Annotated in this window: 21 protein-coding genes and 1 riboswitch; of the genes, 6 read left to right on the forward strand and 15 right to left on the reverse strand. The window is 48.0% G+C overall.

Going from position 1 to position 24,688, the window contains the following annotated elements:
* Nucleotides 1-147 precede the first annotated feature (147 nt).
* The 3 genes from R6242_RS10850 to R6242_RS10860 are packed head-to-tail and all read left to right on the forward strand — an operon-like array spanning nt 148 to nt 2,624.
* Nucleotides 148-837, forward strand: coding sequence for an ABC transporter ATP-binding protein (locus R6242_RS10850; protein WP_318426626.1), 690 nt, complete (start codon nt 148-150; stop codon nt 835-837).
* Nucleotides 830-2,089, forward strand: coding sequence for an ABC transporter permease (locus R6242_RS10855; RefSeq protein ID WP_293934971.1), 1,260 nt, complete (start codon nt 830-832; stop codon nt 2,087-2,089). Before R6242_RS10850 ends, R6242_RS10855 begins: the two co-directional genes overlap by 8 nt.
* Nucleotides 2,090-2,141: 52 nt before the next feature.
* Complete coding sequence (locus R6242_RS10860) at nt 2,142-2,624, forward strand: DUF2938 domain-containing protein (protein ID WP_318426631.1); 483 nt, start codon at nt 2,142-2,144, stop codon at nt 2,622-2,624.
* Here R6242_RS10860 and R6242_RS10865 read toward each other — a convergent pair.
* The 7 genes from R6242_RS10865 to R6242_RS10895 form a co-directional block, all read right to left on the reverse strand.
* On the reverse strand, nt 2,621-3,604 hold the full coding sequence (locus tag R6242_RS10865) for a LysR family transcriptional regulator (RefSeq protein WP_318426633.1): 984 nt from the start codon (nt 3,602-3,604) through the stop codon (nt 2,621-2,623). The two genes, R6242_RS10860 and R6242_RS10865, sit on opposite strands and share 4 nt — an antisense overlap.
* 163 nt (nt 3,605-3,767) lie before the next feature.
* Complete coding sequence (locus R6242_RS10870; RefSeq protein WP_318426637.1) at nt 3,768-4,682, reverse strand: DUF6708 domain-containing protein; 915 nt, start codon at nt 4,680-4,682, stop codon at nt 3,768-3,770.
* Between the two features lie 333 nt (nt 4,683-5,015).
* Entirely contained in the window at nt 5,016-5,936 is a 921-nt protein-coding gene (locus tag R6242_RS10875) for a DUF6708 domain-containing protein (RefSeq protein WP_318426639.1), read from the reverse strand.
* Nucleotides 5,937-5,963: 27 nt separating this feature from the next.
* Nucleotides 5,964-6,884 carry a DUF6708 domain-containing protein gene (locus tag R6242_RS10880; RefSeq protein WP_318426642.1) on the reverse strand — a complete coding sequence of 307 codons (921 nt, stop codon included), beginning with the start codon at nt 6,882-6,884 and terminating at the stop codon, nt 5,964-5,966.
* A gap of 1 nt (nt 6,885) precedes the next feature.
* Nucleotides 6,886-9,357 (reverse strand): T6SS effector BTH_I2691 family protein, encoded by a 2,472-nt coding sequence (locus tag R6242_RS10885; protein ID WP_318426645.1) that lies wholly within the window; start codon nt 9,355-9,357, stop codon nt 6,886-6,888.
* The gene (locus tag R6242_RS10890) at nt 9,347-10,291 is read right to left on the reverse strand and encodes a hypothetical protein (protein ID WP_318426648.1); all 945 of its coding nucleotides are present in this window, start codon (nt 10,289-10,291) and stop codon (nt 9,347-9,349) included. The genes R6242_RS10885 and R6242_RS10890 overlap by 11 nt, the downstream gene beginning before the upstream one ends.
* Nucleotides 10,292-10,326: 35 nt before the next feature.
* The gene (locus tag R6242_RS10895; RefSeq protein WP_318426651.1) at nt 10,327-12,972 is read right to left on the reverse strand and encodes a type VI secretion system Vgr family protein; all 2,646 of its coding nucleotides are present in this window, start codon (nt 12,970-12,972) and stop codon (nt 10,327-10,329) included.
* A 610-nt stretch (nt 12,973-13,582) separates the two neighbouring features.
* Between R6242_RS10895 and R6242_RS10900 the strand changes: the two genes are divergently transcribed.
* Nucleotides 13,583-14,488: a DMT family transporter gene (locus R6242_RS10900; protein ID WP_318426655.1), complete on the forward strand. Its 906-nt coding sequence runs from the start codon at nt 13,583-13,585 to the stop codon at nt 14,486-14,488.
* A gap of 68 nt (nt 14,489-14,556) precedes the next feature.
* Here the strand turns inward: R6242_RS10900 and R6242_RS10905 are convergent, their stop codons facing one another.
* The 8 genes from R6242_RS10905 to R6242_RS10940 all read right to left on the reverse strand — a co-directional run bounded on the left by R6242_RS10905 (nt 14,557) and on the right by R6242_RS10940 (nt 23,106).
* Nucleotides 14,557-14,757 (reverse strand): DUF1877 family protein, encoded by a 201-nt coding sequence (locus tag R6242_RS10905; RefSeq protein WP_318426822.1) that lies wholly within the window; start codon nt 14,755-14,757, stop codon nt 14,557-14,559.
* A 35-nt stretch (nt 14,758-14,792) separates the two neighbouring features.
* Nucleotides 14,793-15,215, reverse strand: a complete 423-nt coding sequence (locus tag R6242_RS10910) for a DUF1877 family protein (protein WP_318426658.1) — start codon at nt 15,213-15,215, stop codon at nt 14,793-14,795.
* A 231-nt stretch (nt 15,216-15,446) separates the two neighbouring features.
* Nucleotides 15,447-16,244: a bifunctional hydroxymethylpyrimidine kinase/phosphomethylpyrimidine kinase gene (gene thiD, locus R6242_RS10915; RefSeq protein ID WP_318426661.1), complete on the reverse strand. Its 798-nt coding sequence runs from the start codon at nt 16,242-16,244 to the stop codon at nt 15,447-15,449.
* Between the two features lie 253 nt (nt 16,245-16,497).
* Nucleotides 16,498-17,139 (reverse strand): thiamine phosphate synthase, encoded by a 642-nt coding sequence (gene thiE, locus R6242_RS10920; protein ID WP_318426665.1) that lies wholly within the window; start codon nt 17,137-17,139, stop codon nt 16,498-16,500.
* Nucleotides 17,136-17,957: a hydroxyethylthiazole kinase gene (gene thiM, locus R6242_RS10925; RefSeq protein WP_318426668.1), complete on the reverse strand. Its 822-nt coding sequence runs from the start codon at nt 17,955-17,957 to the stop codon at nt 17,136-17,138. Before thiM ends, thiE begins: the two co-directional genes overlap by 4 nt.
* 30 nt (nt 17,958-17,987) lie before the next feature.
* Nucleotides 17,988-18,082: riboswitch (TPP riboswitch) on the reverse strand.
* Between the two features lie 74 nt (nt 18,083-18,156).
* Nucleotides 18,157-21,360: a response regulator gene (locus R6242_RS10930; protein WP_318426669.1), complete on the reverse strand. Its 3,204-nt coding sequence runs from the start codon at nt 21,358-21,360 to the stop codon at nt 18,157-18,159.
* A 10-nt stretch (nt 21,361-21,370) separates the two neighbouring features.
* Nucleotides 21,371-21,859 (reverse strand): molybdopterin-dependent oxidoreductase, encoded by a 489-nt coding sequence (locus R6242_RS10935; protein WP_318426671.1) that lies wholly within the window; start codon nt 21,857-21,859, stop codon nt 21,371-21,373.
* Between the two features lie 113 nt (nt 21,860-21,972).
* Nucleotides 21,973-23,106 (reverse strand): PLP-dependent aminotransferase family protein, encoded by a 1,134-nt coding sequence (locus R6242_RS10940; RefSeq protein ID WP_318426673.1) that lies wholly within the window; start codon nt 23,104-23,106, stop codon nt 21,973-21,975.
* Between the two features lie 90 nt (nt 23,107-23,196).
* Between R6242_RS10940 and R6242_RS10945 the strand changes: the two genes are divergently transcribed.
* Both R6242_RS10945 and R6242_RS10950 read left to right on the forward strand, forming a co-directional pair.
* Entirely contained in the window at nt 23,197-23,625 is a 429-nt protein-coding gene (locus R6242_RS10945; protein WP_318426675.1) for a helix-turn-helix domain-containing protein, read from the forward strand.
* Between the two features lie 19 nt (nt 23,626-23,644).
* Nucleotides 23,645-24,616, forward strand: a complete 972-nt coding sequence (locus R6242_RS10950; protein WP_318426677.1) for a glycosyltransferase — start codon at nt 23,645-23,647, stop codon at nt 24,614-24,616.
* The last annotated feature ends 72 nt before the right edge of the window (nt 24,617-24,688 follow it).

Genomic DNA, 24,688 nt, shown 5'->3' on the forward strand with positions numbered 1-24,688 from the left:
GCGCACATGGCATGAAACCCACCGTTTTTTTTCTTTTACGCTTTAACACTGGCGGGACTTCACCCGCTCTACACCCACCACTTCTGATTCACCGCAATTCATCTATAGCCTTGGCCAATGGCTGGGGGATAAACCGGAAAAGCCATCTTGCTGATCGATATCAACGCCTTACAATTTACTTGGCCGGGCAATCCGCGCCCTACTCTTAATATCCCCTCATTTAGCCTTGCCAAGGGCGAGCGATTATTTTTACATGGGCCAAGTGGCAGCGGCAAAAGCACTCTGCTTTCTTTATTAACCGGTATTCACCTACCACAAAGCGGTAGTATTCGTATTTTGGGGCAAGATTTAGCCCAGCTTTCTGGCCCTAAACGTGATCGCTTTCGCGCCGATCATTTAGGCTATGTATTTCAGCAATTTAACTTACTGAGCTATTTATCCGTGCTCGACAATGTTTTGCTGCCATGTAAGTTTTCCCAATTACGTACTCAGCGTGCGGCCAATCCAAAAGCGCAGGCCTTGCATCTATTAGAGCGCCTTGATCTGCACCGCCATTTGCATCAACCAGTGAATGCCCTATCGGTTGGCCAGCAGCAACGTGTGGCTTTAGCCCGCGCATTAATTGGCGCGCCAGAGGTTTTAATTGCCGACGAGCCAACTTCCGCTCTAGATGCCGAGCGGCGCGAGGCGTTTATCGAGCTGCTATTTGAATGCGCGGCCGAGCATGAAACCGCCATTTTATTAGTCAGCCACGATCCACAACTGGCGGCGCAGTTTGATCGCAGTGTGAGCTTGCCTACGCTAAACCACGCCGCCATGGAGGCAGACGATGTTTAAAATCGCCTTTAAAAGCTTGCAAAACCGTCGGCTAACTGTCGCATTGTCGGTTCTTACCGTTGCCTTATCTGTGCTGCTACTGATTGGCGTTGAAAGGCTGCGTACCGAGGCCAGAAATAGCTTCTCTAATACTGTAAGCGGTACAGATTTAATCGTCGGGGCGCGAACAGGCTCAGTGCAACTCTTGCTTTACAGCGTTTTTCGCGTGGGTAATGCCACCAATAATATCGGCTGGGATAGCTATCAAAAGCTAGCAAAAGACGAGCGCGTGGAGTGGACAATCCCTGTGTCTTTGGGTGATAGCCACAAAGGCTTCCCAGTCTTAGGCACCAGCACCGATTACTTTAAGCACTTAAAGTTTGGCGAAGATCAGCATCTGCAACTGGCGCAGGGCAAGATATTTGCCCGCACTCATGACACGGTGCTAGGTGCCAATGTCGCTAAAAAATCTGGCTATGCATTAGGCAGTAAGATTGTACTGACCCACGGCAGTGGCGAAGGCGCGATGAGCGAGCACGCAGACCAGCCCTTTACCATTACCGGCATTTTAGCCCCGACCGGCACGCCGGTAGACGATACCGTGCATGTATCGCTTGATGGTTTAACCGCCATTCATGAAGGCTGGGAATCCGGCAGTGCATCGCTACTTTCTACCAGCGGCGTACTGGCGGCCGATGAAAACCGTGCCGTGCCGCCACCCGCCACCATTACTGCTTTTTACGTCGGCTTAAAATCGCGCACCTCGCTATTTAGCTACCAGCGGGCGGTAAACCAGTATCACGATGAAACGCTGATGGCAATCATGCCTGGCGTAGCCTTATCTGAGCTCTGGCAGTTAATGAAAATCGCCGAGCAGGCGCTATTGGTGGTGTCTGGCTTTGTGATGATTATTGGCCTATTGGGTATGCTAACCGCACTTTTAACGGGGCTAAACGAGCGCCGCCGTGAGATGGCGATCTTGCGCTCGGTTGGCGCAAGGGCATGGCAGATTTTTGTGCTGGTGATGGGCGAAACATTACTGCTGGTCAGCGTGGGGATTGCCGCTGGGGTGGGCTTGCTCTACCTGATTATCCTCGCCTGCCGCCCAGTGCTACGCGAATTTTACGGCATGAGTATCGCCATTAATCCGCCGACTTCTGCTGAGCTACTGATGCTGCTCGCCACCTTAATCGCCGGAGCCTTAATCGGCGCAATCCCCGCTTGGCGCGCCTATCGGATGTCGCTGAGTGATGGTTTAAGTCAGCAAAGTTAAAAGGGATGGCGGCTAGACGTAAGCCGCCCCACTACCATATAAAGAGCATGGCATGAGCATCTCAGCAGAACTTATCACCAGAACTATTCTTACCGGCTTTGGTGCAACCCTGCTCATGGATTTGTGGGCGCTATTATTGAAACGTTTCTTTAATATTCAATCGCTTAACTGGGCGATGGCGGGCCGCTGGATTGGCCATATGCCAAGGCGTTTCAGGCATGCCAGCATTGCCAAAGCCGCGCCAATCAAGGGCGAATTGCAGTTGGGCTGGATAGCTCATTACGCGACGGGGGTCTTTTTTGCAGCCTTGCTAACGGCCATTGCGGGGCCAGAGTGGCTGACGCAGCCAGCGTTTTTCACCACCACCCTCTTTGGAATCGCAACCGTAGCCTTTCCATTCTTTATAATGCAGCCCAGCATTGCCGCATCAAAAACACCCAAGCCCCAGCAAGCCCGCCTGCGCAGCCTGATGACGCATGCGGTTTTTGGGATGGGTTTGTATGGCTCTGCCCTGTGTCTGACTTTGACGGTTTAAGTATTGAGCTGGCAAAGGGCCCACACATGCTCCCTTAACCAGCGGTGTACTGGATCGGCGTGGTGGCGGGTGTGCCAGCTTTGGCTAACCTCCACACGATCCATTGCAATTGGCAACTCAAAGCTATATAGGCGATGCTGCGGCATGGCCCAGCGCACAAAAGGCTCGGGCATCGCGGTAATAAAATCCGAGCTTGCCGCCATCATCAGGGCAGCCTGAAAGCCGGGGGCGACCATCGCCACTCGGCGCTGTAAACCCAGCGTTTTGAGCGCCGCATCCATCCGGCCAGCCTCTTGCACACGCCGTGATGCCACAGCCACACCACTAAGCTCCTGCCCTCTTCTTGATGCAGTATCTATACCGCCAAGCTCCTGCTCCCTTCTTGATGTTGAGATATGTGGCCACGCCACAAAATCCTCCGCGCTCACCGCTGCGCCCGCCAGAGGATGGCCCGCCCTTACTACGCCAACAAAAGACGCGCTAAATAGCGGCTGGCTGTAAACCTCCAGCTCTGTTGGGCCTGCCATGCTCACCACGCCCAAATCCAGATCGACACTGCCATTGCGTAAGGCTTCGATGTTTTTATCAGCGCGAGAAACAAAATGTAAGGCGATATTAGGCGCTTCGGCCAACAGAGCTGCTACTAGTCGGCTCGCCCACGCGCCAAGAAAACCATCATTAGCGCGCACAGTAAACGTGCGTTGCAGGTTAGTAAAATCCACCTCTTGCGGCGTAAACACACCACGCACTTCCTCAATGGCCTCCCTTACCCGTGCACCCAAAGCCAGCGCTCTTGGCGTTGGCACCAAGCCGCGCCCAGCGGGGACAAACAACGGATCACCAATGGCTTCACGCAAACGCGTTAAGCGGCGGCTCATCGCAGGTGGGCTAAGATGCAATGCCCTTGCCGCGCCTACCACACTACCTTCACGCAGCAGCGCATCCAGATCTAACAGCAAATTGAAATCAAGGTGCTTCACTAAATAAGTCCTTAATTGAGGAGGATTACCCAACAACAATGCCCATTAACAAGCCAAAGAAAATCAATGCCACTAAAAACGTTAAAACTCAAGCGGAACAACCTAAATACCATAATTTAGCAATTAAATTACCCCTAGCGTGGTGTAATTAAAGAGCAAAAACTCAAGCGAGGTTATTCCTATAATCACGGGCATAAGGGTCATTATCTTCAACGGGGCATTGGGCTTCAATTTCCTTCGGCCACTGTGGGATTTTACTGGTGCGCATGGCAAACCAGCGGGCGGGGTAGATGATGAGATAAATCAGTAGAATTAGAAATTCTAAAATAAAAAAGCCTGCGCCAAGGGTAAAGTGCATACGGCGAAAGGCGGCAACAAATGTTTCGCGCTGATCACTAATCGGCAAGTAGGCGGTAATACCTTCAATAACAGACTCTGGCCCTTCTTCCATATAGCGGCGAACAAATTCCCAATAGTTTTTCAGTACACTACTACCAGATTTACTACTTGTCACCAGCATAAACGCAAAGGTATCAAATACTGTTTTTTTGTCTTTACCTAAAATATGGCCCTGAATTTCCCAATTGCCTTTTCCCGCAGAGGCAATACAAAAAAACACCTCATCCCAAGGCACGCTCAACACGGTGCCATCAACTCTAAATACATGCACCATTCGAGTCTGTCGGTTAAGGCGTATGGGGTAGTGAGTGTAGGCAAAGGCTTCTTTTTTTAGTTTTGAGAAAAAAAACAATATTGGTGGAACTCCAATTAACAGCACAAAAACAACCACCCATTCACCACCAGACATACCACCAGGACGTGTGAAACCAGTAACTATAGTTCCTACAATCATGGCTGTAAAAAGAACAATAGCGCTCATTGCAAACATTGCCAGATGACCTTTCCACATAAAATACTTATCAACTAATTCGATAAATTGAGAATTAATTTTAATTGTACTTAATTGATGGGCAGGCTGAATATTAAGTTTTGTTTTTTGTTCTAACTTATTAGCTATTTCAATATCGTTCAAATAACGATTAACTGGATACTCTCCGAGCAAGCCAAGGTAGTTCATGATTATCCCCTTGCAATATTTAATTGTTCAATTTCTTGGCTTAAATTTTTATAGTGATGCACTTTATCTTTCGTCCCCCAAATGGTACGTTCCAACCAATCCTGCAATTTATTATCTTTTAAATATTCAATAAGAATAGTGATGCCAATTAAAAGAATAATGGGGGTCAGAGTAAAGTTAAATTCGCTTGAGCTCGTGACTGGTTTTTACATCGAGTTTTTTCTTTTGATGCATTTGATTGGCTCTATCCATATCGGATAGAGGGCGATTAATTTTATAAGGTAGAAGTAAGCCGGTATATTCCATTTTACTTAATCGCCACTGTGAATTTATTTAGTTGTTTGTCTTAAATATTGTCAATGGATTCATTGATGTATCCCTAAAATAGAGATCATTGGCTTCAACAGGGCATTGAGCATCGATATCGGCAGGCCATTGCGGTATTTTGCAATAACGCATAGCGAGCCAACGACCGGGGTAAAAAAATCCATAATATAGGATAATAAATGGATTAAATGGCCCTATTGAGTAAGCTAAGCGATGATAAATAAATTTAAACGTCTCCCGCTGTTGTTTAATCGGCAGGCACGCGGCTATTTCATCATAAACACGCGCAGGGCCTTCTTCCATATAACGGCGAATAAACTCCCAATAGCCCTTATATTCCTCTCGCCCCGCTTCACCATAACCTAAGGCGGGAAGCCCAAATGTTTCTAAAATAGTAACACCATCAGGCGCTAATACATGGCATTGAAACTCCCAATCCCTGCCTGTAACAGGGACTTGAGTAATAAATAATTTATCCCAAGAGGTAGTGAGTACCGTGCCATCTTGACGAAAAACATGCACTTTTCGCGTTTTACGATTAAGCCTAATAGGGTAATGGGTGTAATTGATTTCTTTTCGGATTGATTTTGTAAATAACCAGATCAATGGGCTGAAAATAGAAAAAAATAACAGCAAAGAAAGCCAAGATGAAAGTCTTTCATACCTAAGGAAGACTGAGATATATGAGAAATATATTAGTCCACTTACAATTGCTACTAGCATCAGCGAACACGCGGTAGTCATTCCCCCTTTCCAATAAAAGAATTTATCAACAACTTCAATATAGCTTGAATTTATTTCAATGACCGTGAGCTCGTGACTGGTTTTTACATCGAGCTTTTTCTTTTGATGCATTTGATTAGCTCTATCCATATCAGATAAAGGGCGATTAATTTTATAAGGCTTGAGTAAACCGGTATATTCCATTTTACTTAATCGCCACTGTGAATTTATTTAGTTGTTTGTCTTAAATATTGTCAATGGATTCATTGATGCATCCCTAAAATAGAGATCATTGGCTTCAACAGGGCATTGAGCCTCGATATCGGCAGGCCATTGCGGAATTTTTGAATAGCGCATAGCGAGCCAACGACCGGGGTAAAAAAATCCATAATATAGGATAATAAATGGATTAAATGGCCCTATTGAGTAAGCTAAGCGATGATAAATAAATTTAAACGTCTCCCGCTGTTGTTTAATCGGCAGGCACGCGGCTATTTCATCATAAACACGCGCAGGGCCTTCTTCCATATAGCGGCGAATAAACTCCCAATAGCCCTTGTACTCCTCTCGCCCTGCCTCACCATAGCCCAAGGCGGGAAGCCCAAATGTTTCTAAAATAGTGATGCCATCAGGTGCTAATACATGGCACTGAAACTCCCAATCCCTGCCTGTAACAGGAACTTGAGTAATAAATAATTTATCCCAAGGCGTAGTGAGTACCGTGCCATCTTGACGAAAAACATGCACTTTACGCGTCTTACGATTAAGCCTGATGGGGTAATGGGTGTAGTTGATTTCTTTTCTGATTGATTTTGTAAAAAGAAAAACAAGGGGTGTCATTACTAAAATGACAAACAACATAAGAAACCATGCTTCAACTATTTCTACATTTTTAATTACGGTCACATATATTGAAAATGGCAAGGAGATTACCATCATTGCTAGCATTAGAGTACATGCGGTTGTCATTCCTCCTTTCCAATAAAAGAATTTATCAACGACCTCAATATAACTTGAATTAATTTCAATGACCGTGAGTTCGTGACTGGTTTTTACATCGAGTTTTTTCTTCTGATGCATTTGATTGGCTCTATCCACATCGGATAAAGGGCGATTAATTTTATAAGGTAGAAGTAAACCGGTATATTCCATTTTATTGAACCGCCGCCTGAAGTTGCTCTAGCTCTTCTTCTGCACTGTGGTAACTTTTTTTACCCCAATAGCCATTTTCTAGCCATGCCTGTACTTTATTATCCTTAAATATTTCAATTAATACTGCAATGCCAATCATGGCAAGAATAGCAATCCAACCCGCAAAAGGAATTGCCCCCATCAAGGCAATGTATCCAATATAAAAACCAAGACCAGAAGAAACAAAATACAGGCTAGCCACGCCAAACTGTTGCTTTTGAGCTGAATCTATAAACTTCATAAAATCCCATCCAGCCATAATGAATGCACCAACTAAACCTGCCAGGCGCCCCCCAACACTAGCCACCTTCGCTATTAATGCAACAAACCCACGGCCTGCACTAGGGACGAGAGGAAGCATTTTCCCCAGCCCTTGCCCCGCAGCATCCGCCAGCGTACCCCAGATGGCCAGTGTACCGGCTTGTAGTCGCCAATTGGCCTCTTGGGCTTCGTGGCTCATGGCTTTGCTTTTATCTTCTGTCATTTTATTTAAGGCATGGAACTGCCATATGGCCGCAAGCAGCGCACCCACAAAGGGAATAGATCCCTTTGCGATGGCGGAAGGTTTGGCAAGCGCCGTTTTCCACTCATCAAACACAATAGCGTCTACTTGAACCGGGGTGCGAAGTGAGCCAGCCAAACGTTTTGCATTAGCCGCAGAAGAAAGGCCAGCAGGCCCAGCCCCGATAGATGGGGCATCGATAAACATGGCAAATTGCGTGCTTTGTGTGCCGCTCAAAGGCACACCCGCCACAGCCAATCTGCGCATCTCTGTAGCGATTGCTTTTCTCAACTTATGTTCTGGGAGTGTCTGCCCACTTACTCTAGCGAGCTGTTTGATCGCTTTTTTATAAAACGCTTCTTTATTTCCGACTACGTTAACAGGCACAAAGGTTTTGCCACTGTGCATGGCCAGTGCAGTCCAGAGTGGGCGAGCGCCGCCATCAATGGCTTTGTTAAACATATAAATAAATGGCGCATTTAAGCTCAGCAAATAAGGGCTAAGTGCAGAGGCGTGCCCCTCTGCTATTTTTTGTGTAACACCGGTTTGAAAACCAATGGCCGCATCACCCGGCACACTGAGCGGATCAAGGCTGGTTGTGACCGCTTTTTTAACTTGGTCTTTGAAACTCTTATGATTAAAAACAGTGGCATTCAATAAGAAATTATCGGGAGTAAATTCACCGGATAATTTTTTAACCATGTGTTCCATACATAGTTTTTTATCCTGAGCGCCTTGGATGACCATATGAGCGGTGCGAGTATAAACCTCGCCACATGCTAAATCATTGGAGTCGTAGTGACATTCAAAGGCTTTTTTCATTGCGGTGGACTCAAGCCATGCAAGCAGTGCTTTAGCTAATGGGATAATAATTTTCTCTTGAAAGTCTTTATCTTCTGCTTTGAATTTTACTTGCCATTTCTCCATCGCATCTTCATTGAACTTGGTCCTGTATTTTGTTTTCCAAGCATTGTCTGTTGCGACGCGAACCTGCGCGGGTGTGACCGTTCTTAATTTTTCTAGCTGTTTTTCTGAAAAACTAGTGTATGGATTTCTTTCTTCTTCATCTGCCAAGAAATTTGCGGCGTTTTCTTCTGAATCAAAAGTTTGAGGATAAAGCGCATCTTTCACTTGCAAAATAGCAGTTGAAACCATTAAGGGCTGTTTGCGATCACGATGATTGGCAAAATCAAACGCAGATTGTGTCATTAGATGATCTAGTTCAGCCGCTATCCCTGCCGCATCGGCGACAACAACAGCAAAGGCTTTCCCTGGAGCAATACGCTCGCATTCTTCAATTAAACGCTGTGATTTGCCTTTTCGATCGTCCGCTAAAAATGGCGAAAAACCAATCGCTTTTTTGCTTGCTGATTTATCAAGAGCATACTCGATCACCTTAGTACTCACATCCTTGAGAGGAAGGCAATGTTTGGCGTCCACACTGGCGGCATAGGCTTTTACATCAACACAACGCATATGTTGCTTACGATAATCGGCTGTTTCATGTTGTTTTTGAACGGCATCAGTCCATTGAACGTCGGAGAAGGCAAACCAGACATTGGTGGCTTTTTTTGCGTTTGGAATAGTAATGCAGCTGGCAATTTCTCGGTGACCTTCAGTCTTGCAATTAAAAGGTTCTTTAGGCGTGACGATAACCGCGCCTGGCTTTGTGTTTAATTTGAAATAATAGCCATCTGGCGTCACAAAATAATGATCCCAATGCTTACGCGCTTCATCATAAACATTGAGGTAACCACTACGTAATACCCGCAGCGTGTATTGCCCTGCGGTATCAGGAATATTAATAGAGGGCTTGTTTGTGACTATCGGCGCTCCTTTTTGAGGACGCGCAATCGCATAACGCAGCGGTAAAATAGGCACGCCGCGTTTCTCACAGAAGTCGCAGCTTGGGGTACTTTTCTTATCTGCCATTGTTGGCCTTTAGGGGTAATTGAGTAGCGTACATTTTGGAATGGGTGTCTCTTTGAATGATTTCCCACTGCTCCTTGGGTATTTCATTGAGCGCATCAACGATGCTGGCATCTGGCTCATTGCGGTCCAAGCCTGCAATCGCGGCCAGAGCAATTGGATGCTCATCAAACGCTAGCCCACAATGGATGCCTAGGCAGGCATAGGCAACCAACTCTTCGGTACGAAAAAGTTGATGTTTACTTTGCCCTTGGTAGACCAAAGCATCCAATAACTCACTTTGAGCTTGTGCTTGCAAGAATGTAAGCCATCCTAAGTGAGCCAAAGCCCTGTTCACAATCCCCATTCTTAATAGTGCAGGCCAGCGCAGAGCAAGGTGTGGTGTTTCCACCGTCTCCAGCATTACCGGGGAAAGTGGCCGAGTCACTACCCAATCGCCATAGAGGCAAACGCTCCATTGCTTTACGGGGCCAAAAAGCCTTGCCACTTCTCTTGCCCCTAAAACGCGAGGAAGTTGTATCCATACACGCGGATCAACAAGGCGCAACCAGCCTGATTGCTGAAGGTAACGGCGATACTGAATGTCACTCAGATGCTTGCTAAGTTGTTTGATATCACAATCGGCGATCAGCAAGGCGGCTATTGGGCTGGCTTTTTTTTGCTCTTGAAGCTCAATGAGCTGCTCAAACATAGCCAATCTAACTTTTTCATCAAGAGCCCATAAATCGAGTGCCAGCGGCATTAAACCGACGTCTTTTGCCAGTTGTTTGGGGACCAGTGGCACGAAGGATAAATCAGCGGGCAGCATTTCACGCTGCTCGGCCAAAATAAGCGCATACCTGTGAGCTTGCAGAAATGACATTTGCAATACTTGTGTGCGAGGAGCCCCACTTTGCTCTGTTTCAGAACGATCGTTCGGGGCGGCATATTCAAACATGTTTAAGGCTCTTTATGGTTAAGCAGATTACCATTTCATTTACTCGACACAATGGCATCACCACCTGATGCCGCTGAGGCGGCCTGCATTTCACAGAGCGTCCCTTTGAATTTAATAGGAGGCATATTTAAGCTGGCTGGCCCGCTCATCTCATGGCTCGCGCCTTTAATACTCACTTCCCCCGGACAATGGATTTCTATATTGCCGCCTTTTAGCCGGATATAACCGCCTCCCGCTGTGAAGAGCACTTCATCCCCTGCGGCGATTTCTACTTTTTCTTTGCAGGCGGTGATTTTTACGTTTTTGTCTGCGGTGATTTCTACGTCGTCGCTTTGCGCTTGCAGCTGGATTTTACCTTTGGCAGCGATGAGTTTGAGTGCGACTTTATCTTTTATCCCGGCCACAAACAGGCTGATGTGCTGGCCAACGTTGTGTATCCAGCGGCGGCCAGAGGTTTGGTTGGTATCACGCTGGGCGACCAGATCTAGGTTTGTGCCTGCGGCAATCGTCTGGCTTTGCGGAGTGGTGATGGCTACACCATCTTCGCCGTGCAGCAGGATGATTTTTTGCTGGCCTGCTTGGTCTTTGGATTTAGTTTTACCGTCTTTGTCGGTATTGCTGCCTGCTTCAAGGCTTTTGCTAGCGTGTACGTGGTGGTGCAAGTGGCCGGTGGTGGCTTTGTCGCCTGCGCTGTTGTCGGGTTTTACCGTTTTATCGCCTTCACCGGTTTCAATGGTGTCAGCGAGTTGGTTGGTGGCGGTTTCGCCAAGGCTTTGGGCGAGAGCAAGGGCGGATTCCAGCTGGCTTTGCGCTGGGCTGTGGTCTAGCTGTTTGCCGCTGGCGCCAGCTTTGGTTTCAGTGCTGATTAGTAAGCCACTGGCGCGGATTGCGCCTTGTTTGTCGCTGCGTAGCTCAAAGCCTTCGCCGCGTGGCTCGCCTTTACCGTCGGTACGCGGGTGGATTAGGTAGCCAAGGTTGAGCTGGGTTTTGCCGTGCTCGCTAGATAATTTGGTGCGCACTTCACCTTTGCTATCGTCAAACAGTAGCTCGCCGTATTGGCCACCTTCGTGTTCTTTTGTTTTGATACCGGATAACGTTTTATTGGCGGGCAATGCGCCAGCGCCGCTGAACGCGGGCACTGGATGGCTGCCGTTATAGACAACGCCAGTGACGACAGGGCGATCGATATCCCCCTCAATAAAGCTTACGGTTACTTCTTGGCCGACGCGCGGGATGAACTGATGTCCAAAGCCTGCACCGGCCGATGGCGCGGCAACGCGTATCCAGCAGGATGATTTATCGTCTAGGTTTGCGCCAAAATCGGGGTGCTCGGCGGCGCGTTGCCAGTGAAACTGCACCTTAATCCGGCCTTGCTCATCGGTGTGCACTTCTGATCCGGCAGGGCCCACTACGGTGGCGGTTTGTAAGCCACGGCTTTTAGGCTTGCTTTGCTCTGCATGGGCAAAATGTGGCATAACCGGCTGGCCACGTCTTTGCGCAGTGAAGTCGGCTTGATAAGGTTTAGCGCTAGCCGCCACCAACAGGCCTGGCGCAACTAGGCCAAGTTGCTGGGTTAAATCTACGGGCAGATTATTATGTGCGGTAAATTTAAGCTCGGTTACGGCAAATTCCCGCTGTTCGGCGCTGTCCCACTCATGGGCGGGGTGGTCTTCCAGGCGAAACCATTGGCCAGCTTGCAAGCTGCGCAAAGTGCCAGAGCCGTTAAAAGATTTCTTTCGTCCATCATGCGCTTGCTGGCGTAGTAGCGCGTAGTGGCTTAAGCCCTCTGCATCGCGGGCGTAATAAAGCGCTTGTGGGTCATAGTCTTCTAAGCTGGCCTGCAGCTGCTGGCCACCATCGCCTTGGTCGATACGGCTTTCATCAAAGCTTTGGTGGGTGGTGGTGGCTTTGTAATCGAAACTGGCTAAAGAAACAGAGTTGCTACCCACTTGCCGCTGGGTTGTCCATTCGGTAAGAGAATCTGACTCTTCCGTAGCGGAAGCCCTATGAAAGCGCACTTGCATCTCCTGCGCTTCAGGAAGCGCAAAGGCATCATCAAAGATCAGCAGTTGTACCTGCGGATTATCCCCAGCCAGATGCTCAAATCGCCACGCCAAACCTTCCTCTGCCAATAAACGGGTTATAAACTCAAAGTCAGACTCACGATACTGTATACAGTAAGAGCGCGGTAAGTAGCTGCCAGAGAGTTTAAGATCCAGCGTTTGCACTGAGGCAAACACAGGGTTTGTGGCCTGATGCTCGGCCAGTATCTGTTTCACAATATCGACGGTTGACAAATCTTGGAAGACCCGAGAAGTGCGGCGGTATCGGAGCAGCGCAAACGGGGGCTCTACCGTCAGTAAATATTGAGCAAAGCCACCATCAGAGCCCAGCAATTGCGCTTGGGAGATAACGCCACAGCGCTCAATCTCGCGGCCATTGGCATCGGCTACCGATAAGACAATAGGCAGGCCAAGTAAGGATTTAAGCTCTAATCCGCCATCGGACGATAAGCAATCAATTTGGTAGCGGTAAGCTTGATTGATCCCTTCACGGCCTTCCACTCGCTGCGGTAAAAGCTGTTCACCCCAAGCGGCACCGTCCCCTAACTGTAAGGAAATCAAGCGCTGATCTTGGCTAAACGCAGCGGCAAAAGAAGCAAGCAGATCATTCAAACTCATGATAAATCAACATTTTATGGCAAGCGCAAAATATTACACGAAGCTTTAACTTAGCTACTTTAGAATTTACCCTGTTTGTGTATATTTACTATTTAACCAATCATATCTTGTAAGTAAAACAGTGTAGGTACTTAATTTTACGAGGTAGAAATTAAACAAATAAAGAGATTTATTTAGCCTTGTGGATCAATTCAGCCATGCTCCATGAACCCACCGCCGAAATGGTGAGATTGAATCCCGTTTTAATGCCGACGCTGCCGATATTGTCTTTCAACATGTTTTGATCCATAAAAAAATCCGCATCGAGGCGGGCGAGGTTTATTCATTAAAAGGTGGCTTTATGCGTTGAAACGGCATTTTCTAATGCAGTGATCAAGACCAGTTTCTTAACGGTGGGCTTTGCTAATCACTCGCTCAAGGCTAATTGACCAGCCATTGGCACCCAATACAAAGCGACAAACCGTTGTCTAAATCCCCTGCAAAGCTTAGTCATTGAAACGTTAACTGCATTCATGCAAAAAATGCAGCAATGGATTGCAATAATGTCAATTTACACAACAGTAAGGCTTGCGGGACGATAGGGCTATCTTCTTATGAGAGCCCCACCATCATGCGAACAATCACCCATGCAGCCCCAGCCGCAGCCAACTTTTCTTTCTTCCCCCTGCTGGCCGTCCTGATCTGGACAGGCAACACGCTGGTCACTAAAGCCGCCGCCGTGGTGATAGAGCCAGCGGCCATTGCTTTTTACCGCTGGCTGCTGGCGGGGTTAGTTTTAACGCCGTTTGTATTGCGCGCCGTATGGCGACAACGCGCTATGGTGGCGGCCCACTGGCCCAAGCTCGCTTTCTTAGGATGTTTAGGAATGGGCATGTATCAGGGGCTGGCTTATGAAGCGGCAAAAACCACCTCGGCCATCCATATGGGCGTGGTGGTGGCTTTAATGCCACTGTTTTCCACCTTGCTAGCCAGCCTATTTGCAGGCGAAGCGCTCAGTGCATCGCGGCTTGGCGGCGTGGGATTATCGCTCTTGGGCCTCTTGATACTCTGCACCCACGGCCAGCCTGCCACTTTACTGCACGGCGCAGTGCAGCTCGGCGATGGATTAATGCTGATCGCAGTGGCATCAAACGCGCTCTACGGCGTATTACTGAAACGCTGGGCGCTGCCGTTATCAACGTGGCAGCAGCTGTATGTGCAGGCCGGATTTGGCATTTTGATGCTACTGCCCTTCTGGTGGCTAGCCCCCGCATCGCCCATCACCGCGCAAAATATCCCGCTGATTTTGTACGCTGGCATCCCCGCCTCCATCGGCGCACCGTTTTGCTGGATAAGTGGCATAAAAATCCTCGGCCCCGCCCGCGCCAGCCTCTACATGAACCTACTCCCCCTCTTTGTAGCACTAGCCGCATCCACCCTCATGGGCGAACAACTTTATGCTTACCATGCGATTGGCGGAACACTGGCGCTAGCGGGGGTTTGGTGGGGGCAAAGGGTGGTATTAAGCCCCGCATAATGGTTTGCGAAGTTCATGATAACTTCGCAAAGTCATCTTAAGACTTAGTTTATAGAGCGCATAAATAATCAATTCAGAAAACTAATCGCCGCCTTACCTGCTTTTGCTGCGTTAGTATAAAAGCGCTGCAATACTTTGAAATTGCTTAGCAGAAACGCCAGTGCATCATCGCCTTCATCCCAAATATCGGGGTAAACCCCGGAATTTGTCATTGCTTCGGTATCAAACATGGCGCGGAATGCTTCATCAGAGATGGCGTTTAGCCCAATCCCATCAACTTAAGGGCACTGTTGATCGTTAAACCTTAAGCGATCAACTTAGATCTATCTATTGCAAGGAAACATCGTAGGGCGGGTGAAACCCGCGTTTTTTCAGCATGACTCGCGTGTTGCACCCGCCCTACGAATAGCATATTGCTTAAGTTGATAGGATGGGCGTTTAGCCCCCTAGCGATTTCTTTTACGCTGGCGGCAGAGATGCCGTGGGCGGGGCCATAGCCTACGTCTTCTTCGCCAATTTTTTTAATTCCCAATACGGCATGGGCTAAAGGTGAAGACACTGCGTTGTTTTCTGTCAGCATAAAATGAATACCATGCCATGCTTTATCAATATCAATAATTTGCGCTGCATATTCGCCATCTAATACCGCGGCGATTTCTCCAGATTCATCGTATAAAGCATCTAATTCATCCTGCGGGATGGCTAAAAAATTACCGATCATTGACATATTAAATCCTTATTTAAAAATTCTTTTCTTGAAGCAGATAAAAGCTAATCCTATTTATTTAAAAACATGAAATAAACCTAAAGGTAGGCGAAGCAGTTTAGTTTTCCCACGCCACGAGGGCTTACTTGGTTATGACTTTGTTCAAGCAAAGCCATGTATTGCATACAAACATATTAGAAGCGAACTGATCCATATCGTAGCGCGGATAACACAAAACAAGTACCCCACGCCTCACCACCACGCATGAAAATGCTGCACCGGCCCTATTCCCTGCCCTACTTGTAATTGATCTGCGGCGGCAATGGCGGCAAGTAGATAGCTTTTTGCTGCGTGTACGGAGCTGGGCCAGTCTGGGTGTTTGGGCCGCAATGCGGCAAGGGCTGCGGATAATGTGCAGCCGGTGCCGTGAGTGTGTTGGGTGGGAATGCGCGCTGCTGCAAAGCGGGTGGCACCAGCGGTGGTGATTAGCCAATCGGGGCTTTCATTGCCACCTAAATGCCCTCCCTTCATAAGCACGGCTTGCGCGCCCATTTGCAGCAAGGCGTGGCCTTGCTCTTGCATCTGCTGTTCAGTTTGTGCCTCGGCGCAGCCTAGCAATGCGGCGGCCTCAGGTAAATTGGGGGTGATCAAATCAGCCAAAGGCAGCAGCTCATTGCGAATGCCGGCGATGGCTTCTGGCAACAGCAGTGGGTGGCCGCCTTTGGCGATCATCACGGTATCGAGCACTACGCAGGCCGGGCGATGTTGGCGTAAGCCCCGTGCCACGGCGGCAACAATCTCTGCATTGGCTAGCATACCAATCTTGACGCTATCGACGCGGATATCTGCCAATACGGCATCAAGCTGCGCCAGCACAAATGCAGGCGGCACGGCGTGAACGGCGTGTACGCCTTGGGTATTTTGTGCGGTGAGCGCGGTAATCACGCTCATGCCATAAGCGCCCAGCGCCGAAAAAGTTTTTAAATCGGCCTGAATCCCCGCGCCACCGCCAGAATCAGAGCCGGCAATCGTTAATACATTAACAATCATTGGCCACTCCCTTCTGCGGCAAGGCACTACAGCGTAAATAGATAGCAAGCCGAATCAGACCCGGAAACCTTAGTGCATTAACAATCATTGACCACTCCCTTCTGCTGCAAGGCACTACAGCGTAAATAGATAGCAAGCCGAATCAGACCCGGAAACCTTAGTGCATTAACAATCATTGACCACTCCCTTCTGCTGCAAGGCACCACAGCGTAAATAGATAGCAAGCCGAATCAGACCCGGAAACCTTAGTGCATTAACAATCATATGCAGCCATTTCCTTTCGTAAAGCTTGTGCTGCCTGCTGAGGGTCGTTCTGGCCACAAATGGCCGAAACCACGGCTACGCCATTCGCCCCCGCCGCACGTAAACCGGCTACCCGCCCCAAGCCTATGCCGCCGATCGCTACGGCAGGTAGGGATTTTATTTGCATCAGCGTGGCAAATTCTTCTAGGCCGATGACTGGGGAGGCGTCTAATTTTGTGCCGGTGGCAAACACCGGCCCCACGCCAATGTAATCCACCAAACCCTGTGGCACAGCTTTAATATGGGCGGCATTAGAGGTCGACAAACCCAATATTTTATTTGGCCCAATGAGCTGGCGAGCCATCTCTGGCACGATATCCTGCTGGCCCACATGCACACCGGCGGCATCCACCAACAGCGCCACATCGATATGATCATTAATAATTAAGGGAATATTCAATGGCTCTAGCGCGTTTTTAAGCGCCTGAGCGGCACTCACCCACTGGCGTTTTTTCCAATTAGGTGCGCGCAATTGCACGATGGTCACGCCCCCTGCCACTGCGGCCAGAGCGGTTGCCACCATGCCCTGCTCGCCACCGCATAGATCAGGATCTAGCACCAAATAAAGCGATAAATCAAAACAAAGTTTCATTCTTCTGCCGCCTTTAACAGAGCGGGCTGCATGACATACAGCGCATCTAAAAATGCGGGCAAAAAGGTGCCCGGGCCATCGCAAGCTGATTCGGCGCGCTCCCCAGCAATCGCCATCACGGCGCAGGCGGCGGCCACCGCAGCAAGCCGATCAGGCGCACCCGCCACAAAAGCCGCCACCACGGCAGATAAGGCGCAGCCCGTACCCACGACGCGGGTCATCAAAACATGGCCCCAGGGAATCGCCCATGTCACTTCGCCATCGCTAACGTAATCCACCTCGCCCGTTACCGCCACAATTGCGCCGGTTTGCTGGGCCAGCCGCTTTGCAGCAGCAATGGCAGAAGCCGAATGCGCCGTGCTATCTACGCCCTTGCCGCTAGCGGATTCGCCTGCCAAGCACATAATTTCTGAGGCATTGCCGCGAATCACCGCTGGTTTTTCTTGCATTAAAGCGTGCAAGGCATCGGTTCGATAGGCCAAAACGCCTGCTGCCACGGGGTCTAACACCCAAGGCGTGCCAGCCGTATTGGCCGCCGCTACCGCCGCTTGCATCACAGCAAGGCGCGCTGGGTAAAGCGTGCCGACATTAATCAATAGCGCATCGGCCATCGCGGCAAAATCGGTGACTTCTACCTCGGCCACGATCATGGCAGGGGATGCGCCGAGCGCGAGTAAGACATTTGCGGTGATGGATTGCACCACTTCATTGGTCAAGCAATGCACCAAGGGCGCTGCGGCGCGCATGCGTTCTAGCTCTTCGCCAACACGGCGCAAAGAAAACTGGGGGATAAGCGGGATGGTGTGCAAGTCAGACATTTTGAGTTCCTTGGCAGGCGCAGGCGGCCCATCAAGGATGGCCGACATCCCTACGCTGGCATTATCCAGATCAGGTCACGGGTATTTCTCAGCCGTATTCACTTACGGCACCCCGAGTCAGACAAGCATTTTGCGCATAAAACCAAGGACAAACAAGCATAAAAGATCAAAATTTTAATACAAACTGTCTGTAGCTAGGCTATTTATTGACTTGTTTAACCGCTTGCATGGCCAAATGCGCTTTCACTCGGCTTAACACCAAAGGCAGGCACAATGGCTTAGTCATATAATCTATCGCGCCTAATTCCATGCCAAAGATCTCATCCTCTGCTTCGCAACGGGCCGACATAAAGATAATAGGAATATGGCAAAGTGCTGGGTTGGCCTTGATTTGCCGACAAGCTTCATAGCCATCCATTTCTGGCATCAGGATATCCAATAAAATAAGCTGCGGCAGCGGTGTTTTAGCCAGCCTATCTAGGGCCTCTAAGCCGTTATTGGCGGTAACAACCCGAAATTCTTTTTTTAGCATGCGATCAATCAGCAGCAGATTCATCGGGGTATCGTCTACCGCCATCACCAAAGGCGCTTCAGCCGCCTGAGACTCCACCTCATCGCCGCTTAGCTTCACCCCATCTAATGCCACAATTAAATCCACCAAAAAACTCACCAAGGCAGAAGAAAACGCCTCCAGCATAGGCTTACACATTGGATCGGTTGGGCGGTAGCGAATAACGTTTTCTAATTCAGCGGCCAGCTCTGCTAGCTCTGTAGCGCCAATACTGCCTGCTACGGATTTACTGCTATGCAATAAGCGCTCGGCAGTGCTGTAATCTTTTTCCTCTAAGGCCAAGCTAATCTCCGCAATAATTGCGGATTGCCCATGAATAAATTTTCTAAGCATTTCCAAATATAAAGATTCTTTTCCTAGCACTCGCCGCAGGCCATTACTCACATCTAAGCCCGCAATATTTAGCAATTCCAATTTATGGGTTAATGCAAAAGATTTGTTGGCTACGGTTGCCGCACCATTCATCTTATTGGCATTTTCAGGCCGTGGTTTTATCCAGCGCAATAATGCTGACCACAGATCATTAGGCTCGATGGGTTTGGCAACGTGATCATTCATTCCCGCAGCGATACATCGCTCTTGGTCTGCCTTCATGGCATTCGCCGTCATTGCCACAATGGATACATTGGCATATTGCGGTAACAGCCTTATTTGTTTGGTGGCTTCCAGCCCATCCATCACCGGCATTTGCATATCCATCAATACTAAGTCGTAACTTGTTTGTTGAACTTTTTGAACCGCTTGTTGACCATCTTCGGCCAAATCAACGGTGAATCCTGCATCATGTAATAAATCGATGGCAACTTGTTGATTTAAATCGTTATCCTCTACTAATAAAATACGCGCACCTTGAATGCTAGATAAATCAATTTCTAGTGTAGATGTATTTAACAATGCAAAAGATGCTCTATCGTTAGCGCTACCCAATACCCGCATGGTGGTATCAAATAATTGCGAGGCACTTACTGGTTTAATTAACACATCATCAATCAGATTGGCGGGTGTTTCATTTAATACCTCATCCCGCCCATAAGCAGTGACCACCACTAATTGCGGTGGTGCTTGTAAGGCTAAAGATTGAATCGCTCTTGCTGTTTCAGCGCCATCCATCTGCGGCATACGCCAATCTAAAAAAACCACTGCAAATGGCGCGCCAGCTGCGTCGGCCTGTTTCACTTGAGCCACGGCGGCCTGCCCTGACATCACCACACTCGGCTGAAAAGTCATGGTGCGTAATAACTCAGCCAAAACACGGGCGGCGTCTTCTTGATCATCCACCACCAGCACGGCTTTGTTGCGCAGATCTACACTCGGCAATAAGGAGCGTGGTACCAAGTGGCTGATATTTAAGCGCGTAGTAAACCAAAAAACACTGCCTTCGCCCCAAACACTAGTCAACCCTACTTCGCCCCCCATCAGCTGGGCCAATTGTTTAGAAATAGCCAAGCCTAAACCCGTCCCGCCATATTTACGGGTTATTGAGGTATCGGCTTGCTGAAAGGATTGAAATAAACGCTCAATTTGATTTGCTTCAATCCCAATCCCTGTATCACTCACCGCCCAATAAAGAAGCACACCTTCATTGTTTTTTTCTAAAACTTTGCAAGTTAACTTCACACACCCTTCTTGTGTAAATTTAACCGCGTTATTTATATAGTTGATCAATATTTGCTCAATCCTTAATGAGTCACCGCACAAAGTTCTGGGTACATCAGCGGCAATATCAAAAACCAGCTCTAATCCTTTACTATTCACTTTATCTAGCAATAAATTAGCCACATTATCCAGCACTTTATCCAATTCAAAATCAAGCATTTCAATTTTTAATTTTCCAGATTCTATTTTAGAAAAATCCAGAATATCATTGATAATACCTAGTAAATGCTGGCCAGATTTTTGAATCTTTTCAATATAATCGCGCTGTTTGAATGTAAGATTAGATTTAAGCACCAAATAAGACATCCCAATCACCGCATTCATCGGGGTGCGGATTTCATGGCTCATATTGGCTAAAAATTCGGATTTCATTTGCGAAGCTTGATCTGCATGATTGCGCGCCCGCTCTAGCTCTATTTGCTGCACTTGCAATGTATCGTTGGCCAAGCCCAAGGCCGAGGTTCGCTCAGAGACTTTGGCCTCTAGCGCCTCTTCATTGCGTTTTAATGCATAAACCAAGTCAGTTTGGCTTTGCAGGGCATCGGCCTGCGCCTTGGCCCGCTGACGATGCTGACGCAACATGGCAAAAGCCAGCAATAAGGTTAGTAAGCATTGAAACCCCGTCAGCGTGCTAGTGAAAATAATTTGCTTTTTTACTTCGGCACCGCGGCCATCCACCACATTGGCAGAAGCAACAGCGGCTTTTAAATCCAACTCTTGGATTAAATCTTCTAGTGGAGGAGCAAAGCTTTGTAATAAGCCCGCAAATTGAGCTGATGCAATGGGCCGATCTGGGTAGGCACCTAGGTAATGATCCGCCTCGCTAACAAACTGATTTAATGCCTTGACTGTTTCAGAGAAAATAGGAAATCCCCGCATTAACTCCTTTGGCGCGCCTGCTTGGCAATTTATTATCCGGCTAACAAATATTTCGTAGCGCAATTTTAATTCATCAAGCGGCACTTTGTTTTTATCTAGTAAGTGCAATTCAAATGTTTTTTCAAATCGTTGATAATCTACATGTAATTGAATCAAGGCCCAAAGTGCGTTGTCATCTGCCCGCCCTAATGCGGTATTTAAACTTTTAAATTGAATTACTTGCAAAACAGCAATTGCGGCATAGACAGCGACCAAACTACTAATGATGAGCCATAGCAGCCGCTTGCTGTGATCCATAGCTCCCCCCTTATTGCATATTTATTTTTGAGAGTTGCCAAATAGATCGCGTGTAATACAGCTCTTTTTGTAGCTCCTCATGTTTATCATAGGGGTATACAATAAATAGCGGGCCTTTCTCCCGAATAGGCATAGGCTTATCATTCATTAGCCGCGCCAATACCACGGGGTAATGCGCCACATCGGAATAAGGTATTTCTACACGATAGTCATTTAGGGCGATCAAGGTGATTTTTTCACCCTTTGCTCCCGCCGCCGCTAATACATCTTTTAAAAGAGGCCCAGTAAACTTAACCGGCTTGTCATACCAAGGTGTTTGCGTAGTGAAACTAATTTGGGGGAGCTTTGTTAGCTGATCCATAGTAAATACAGCCTCTTTACCACGATTAGGCTGACTTACATTTCCAGAAACAGTAAGGACAACAGCCCCACCTGGGGCTTCTAGTGCAAATACTGAGCCACAAAAACAGCAAATAGCAAACCAGAGTGGCAGTTTCATTATTTAGACTCCAAAGCAAGCTCAATAACAATAGGGTGCATTTACACACTAGTATTGAATTGCCTTTCTTGCCCCCACAACACACAAACTGACCTGCTATTTACCTTATTCTTTTAATTCAGCAATCGGGCTAGTAAGCACACGCCCTGCTCAATTTGCTCGATACTGGCATGGCTAAAATTAAGCCTTAGTGTTGCAGATGGCTGCGGCACTGGATCAAAAGCTGCGCCAGGCATAATCGCCAGGCCTGCATCTAATGCGGTGCGCATTAGATGCATCGTATCTTGTTGGGTATTGAGTGTTAGCCAAAAAAACAAACCTCCAATTGGCTTTTCCCAATGGGCTTTATCCCCCAAATGGCGCTGTAAGCAAGCATGCATAAAATCACGCTTCTGCCGATACAAAGGCAAGATACTACTGACATGCCGATCTAAGCTACCATCGGCCAAAACTTGCGCCACAATGGCTTGGCTGAGGCGATTGCTATGTAAATCAGCGGCTTGCTTAAGCCGTGTTAGTGGTAAAACAAGCTCGGGGTGCACAATCAGATAGCCAAGACGCAGCCCTGGCGCAAGCGTTTTAGAAAACGATCCTTGATACACCCAAAACGCTTCTTTGAGCCGCGAGACAATAGGCTCAGGCGCAGGGCCATCAAAAGAAAGATCTCGGTAAGGATCGTCCTCAAACACCAACATAGAGTGCCGATCAAACGCCTCGGCCAAAGCCTTACGGCGCTCTTTTGAATAACATCGCCCCGTTGGGTTTTGAAATGTAGGCACCAAGTAAGCCAAGCGGGCATCACATGCGGCCAAAGCCTGCGGCAAGATCCCCTGTTCATCTTGCTGAACACTGACAAACTGGCCGCCAAATAAGCGAAACACCTGCAAGGCCGCTAAATAGGTGGGTGATTCAGTCAAGATTTGCGTGCCTTCATCCACCATCAGCTTACTGACAAGATCAATCCCCTGCTGCGAGCCATTCACAATCAAAACCTGCTCCGCCGAGCAATCAATCCCCATCGCCTTGGCACGTAAAGCCACTTGCTGACGCAGTGCAGGCTCACCCTCGGTTTGCCCATATTGCCAAATATCATCTGGCAACTGGTTTAAGGCATTTTGATCCGCCTTAAACAGGGCTTCACTGGCTGGTAAGCCCCCTGCAAAAGAAATAATACCGGGCTGTGAAGCCGCAGCTAAAATATCCCTAACTAATGAGGAAGTTAGCCGATTAATCCGTGTTGCAAACATAGCCCGACGCCTATAGGTCAATACACATGACCTATTTATGCACTAGACTCCGCTACTATGTCAAGCAACTAGGCTCAAGTACGCGCATCCATGACCAAAATGAATACAGACTTACTTAACACTGACCTGGAACTCCTATTTTATGGCTATCGTGCCTTTACGTCGCTGCCCGATGAAATGCTTAGCCCCTTACAACTGGCCCGAGTGCACCACCGCATTCTTTATTTTGTTGGGCGCGAGGCGGGCTTATCGGTTAATGCGCTTCTTGCCAAGCTGGGCACATCCAAACAAGCACTTAATCGCCCATTAAGAGAGCTGCAAGAAAAAGGTCTTATTCTTGCCAGTACAGCCCAGCACGACAAACGCGTAAAGTGCCTTACGCTCAGCCAAACCGGCATGGATTTAGAAGAAAAGCTATCCACTAGCCAGCGTGAATTACTGAGCCGAGCCTTCGCAAAAAGCCCAAAATCTGAAGCAGGATGGCGAACGATTATGAGTATTTTGGCCACAGCGCCTTAATTTAAGCAGCGGATCAAAAATGAAACTCAGCATTGTTATTCCTTTTATGAACCCAGACCCACAGCACTTCTCTGAAATGCTAAAGGGCTTGGCTGCCTGCCAATTTGCTCTCTTTAGCGCCGTAGATATCATTTTGGTAAATGACGGCAGCCAATATGATTACCAAACAGAAATAGCTGCGGCCAGCCGCTTGCTATCCATTCAACTAATTGAATTACCCTGTAATCACGGGGTGTCTTATGCGCGCAATATCGGCATGGCCGCTGCAACAGGGGATTGGATTGCCCTACATGATGCGGATGACATTAGCCTGCCGCAGCGTTTTATTGAAAGTGCCTTGTTTTTGCAGCGCCACCCAGAAGTCATTGCCGTATCGGGCGATATGCTGGTGTTTAATGAAGATGGCGAAGATGAACTAATGCGCTTATTTCCTTTATTACATCAAGACATCTGCGTGGATAATTTGTTTTATTGCGCTATGGCCCAGCCCGCCATGATGCTTAATCGTGCGCTTTGGTTAGCCAGTGGTATTCAATACACAGAAAAAATGGATATGGCCCAAGATTGGGATTTTGTGATTCGATTAAGCCAATATGGGCAATTGGCTAATTTAGGCCTGCCACTGGTGCGTTATCGCCAGCATATACGGCAGCGTAGTGCCGCAATTAATGGTGAATTTGCCAACATTCATGTACGTGGCATTTGGAAAGAACAACTCACACACTTAGGGGCCGATATCAACCCCACGCTATTACAAGTGCATGGGCATTTATCCCCCTATTGGCTTTGGCAGCTCTCTGATATTGCGCAGGCGTGGGAGCTTTGCCCTCAAGCGGTTAGCCATTGGGGCAATGAAATACTTCGCACTAATCAAATCAGCCAGTATGTAAGTAGCGCAATTTTAGCGCAAAAGATTCATCGTTTGCAGCGCCATTGGCATGCATGGAAAGCCAGCGGCAATCCGGCAACACAGGTGCAGTTTTTATTATAAACTGATGTTTCGCACAAAAACTATTTATCCACAGAAACACTAAATGCACGAAAAAAACAGCTCAAATATAAA

The sequence above is a fragment of the Iodobacter sp. CM08 genome (assembly GCF_033446605.1).
Taxonomy (GTDB): Bacteria; Pseudomonadota; Gammaproteobacteria; order Burkholderiales; family Chitinibacteraceae; genus Iodobacter.

Bases quoted from the DNA above. Each gene is read 5' to 3' on its own strand.
- R6242_RS10855 (WP_293934971.1), top strand. From the start codon at position 830: ATGTTTAAAATCGCCTTTAAAAGCTTGCAAAACCGTCGGCTAACTGTC.
- R6242_RS10860 (WP_318426631.1), top strand. From the start codon at position 2,142: ATGAGCATCTCAGCAGAACTTATCACCAGAACTATTCTTACCGGCTTT.
- R6242_RS10870 (WP_318426637.1), bottom strand. From the start codon at position 4,682: ATGAACTACCTTGGCTTGCTCGGAGAGTATCCAGTTAATCGTTATTTG.
- R6242_RS10875 (WP_318426639.1), bottom strand. From the start codon at position 5,936: ATGGAATATACCGGTTTACTCAAGCCTTATAAAATTAATCGCCCTTTA.
- R6242_RS10880 (WP_318426642.1), bottom strand. From the start codon at position 6,884: ATGGAATATACCGGTTTACTTCTACCTTATAAAATTAATCGCCCTTTA.
- R6242_RS10885 (WP_318426645.1), bottom strand. From the start codon at position 9,357: ATGGCAGATAAGAAAAGTACCCCAAGCTGCGACTTCTGTGAGAAACGC.
- R6242_RS10890 (WP_318426648.1), bottom strand. From the start codon at position 10,291: ATGTTTGAATATGCCGCCCCGAACGATCGTTCTGAAACAGAGCAAAGT.
- R6242_RS10895 (WP_318426651.1), bottom strand. From the start codon at position 12,972: ATGAGTTTGAATGATCTGCTTGCTTCTTTTGCCGCTGCGTTTAGCCAA.
- R6242_RS10900 (WP_318426655.1), top strand. From the start codon at position 13,583: ATGCGAACAATCACCCATGCAGCCCCAGCCGCAGCCAACTTTTCTTTC.
- R6242_RS10910 (WP_318426658.1), bottom strand. From the start codon at position 15,215: ATGTCAATGATCGGTAATTTTTTAGCCATCCCGCAGGATGAATTAGAT.
- thiD (WP_318426661.1), bottom strand. From the start codon at position 16,244: ATGATTGTTAATGTATTAACGATTGCCGGCTCTGATTCTGGCGGTGGC.
- thiE (WP_318426665.1), bottom strand. From the start codon at position 17,139: ATGAAACTTTGTTTTGATTTATCGCTTTATTTGGTGCTAGATCCTGAT.
- thiM (WP_318426668.1), bottom strand. From the start codon at position 17,957: ATGTCTGACTTGCACACCATCCCGCTTATCCCCCAGTTTTCTTTGCGC.
- R6242_RS10930 (WP_318426669.1), bottom strand. From the start codon at position 21,360: ATGGATCACAGCAAGCGGCTGCTATGGCTCATCATTAGTAGTTTGGTC.
- R6242_RS10935 (WP_318426671.1), bottom strand. From the start codon at position 21,859: ATGAAACTGCCACTCTGGTTTGCTATTTGCTGTTTTTGTGGCTCAGTA.
- R6242_RS10940 (WP_318426673.1), bottom strand. From the start codon at position 23,106: ATGTTTGCAACACGGATTAATCGGCTAACTTCCTCATTAGTTAGGGAT.
- R6242_RS10945 (WP_318426675.1), top strand. From the start codon at position 23,197: ATGACCAAAATGAATACAGACTTACTTAACACTGACCTGGAACTCCTA.
- R6242_RS10950 (WP_318426677.1), top strand. From the start codon at position 23,645: ATGAAACTCAGCATTGTTATTCCTTTTATGAACCCAGACCCACAGCAC.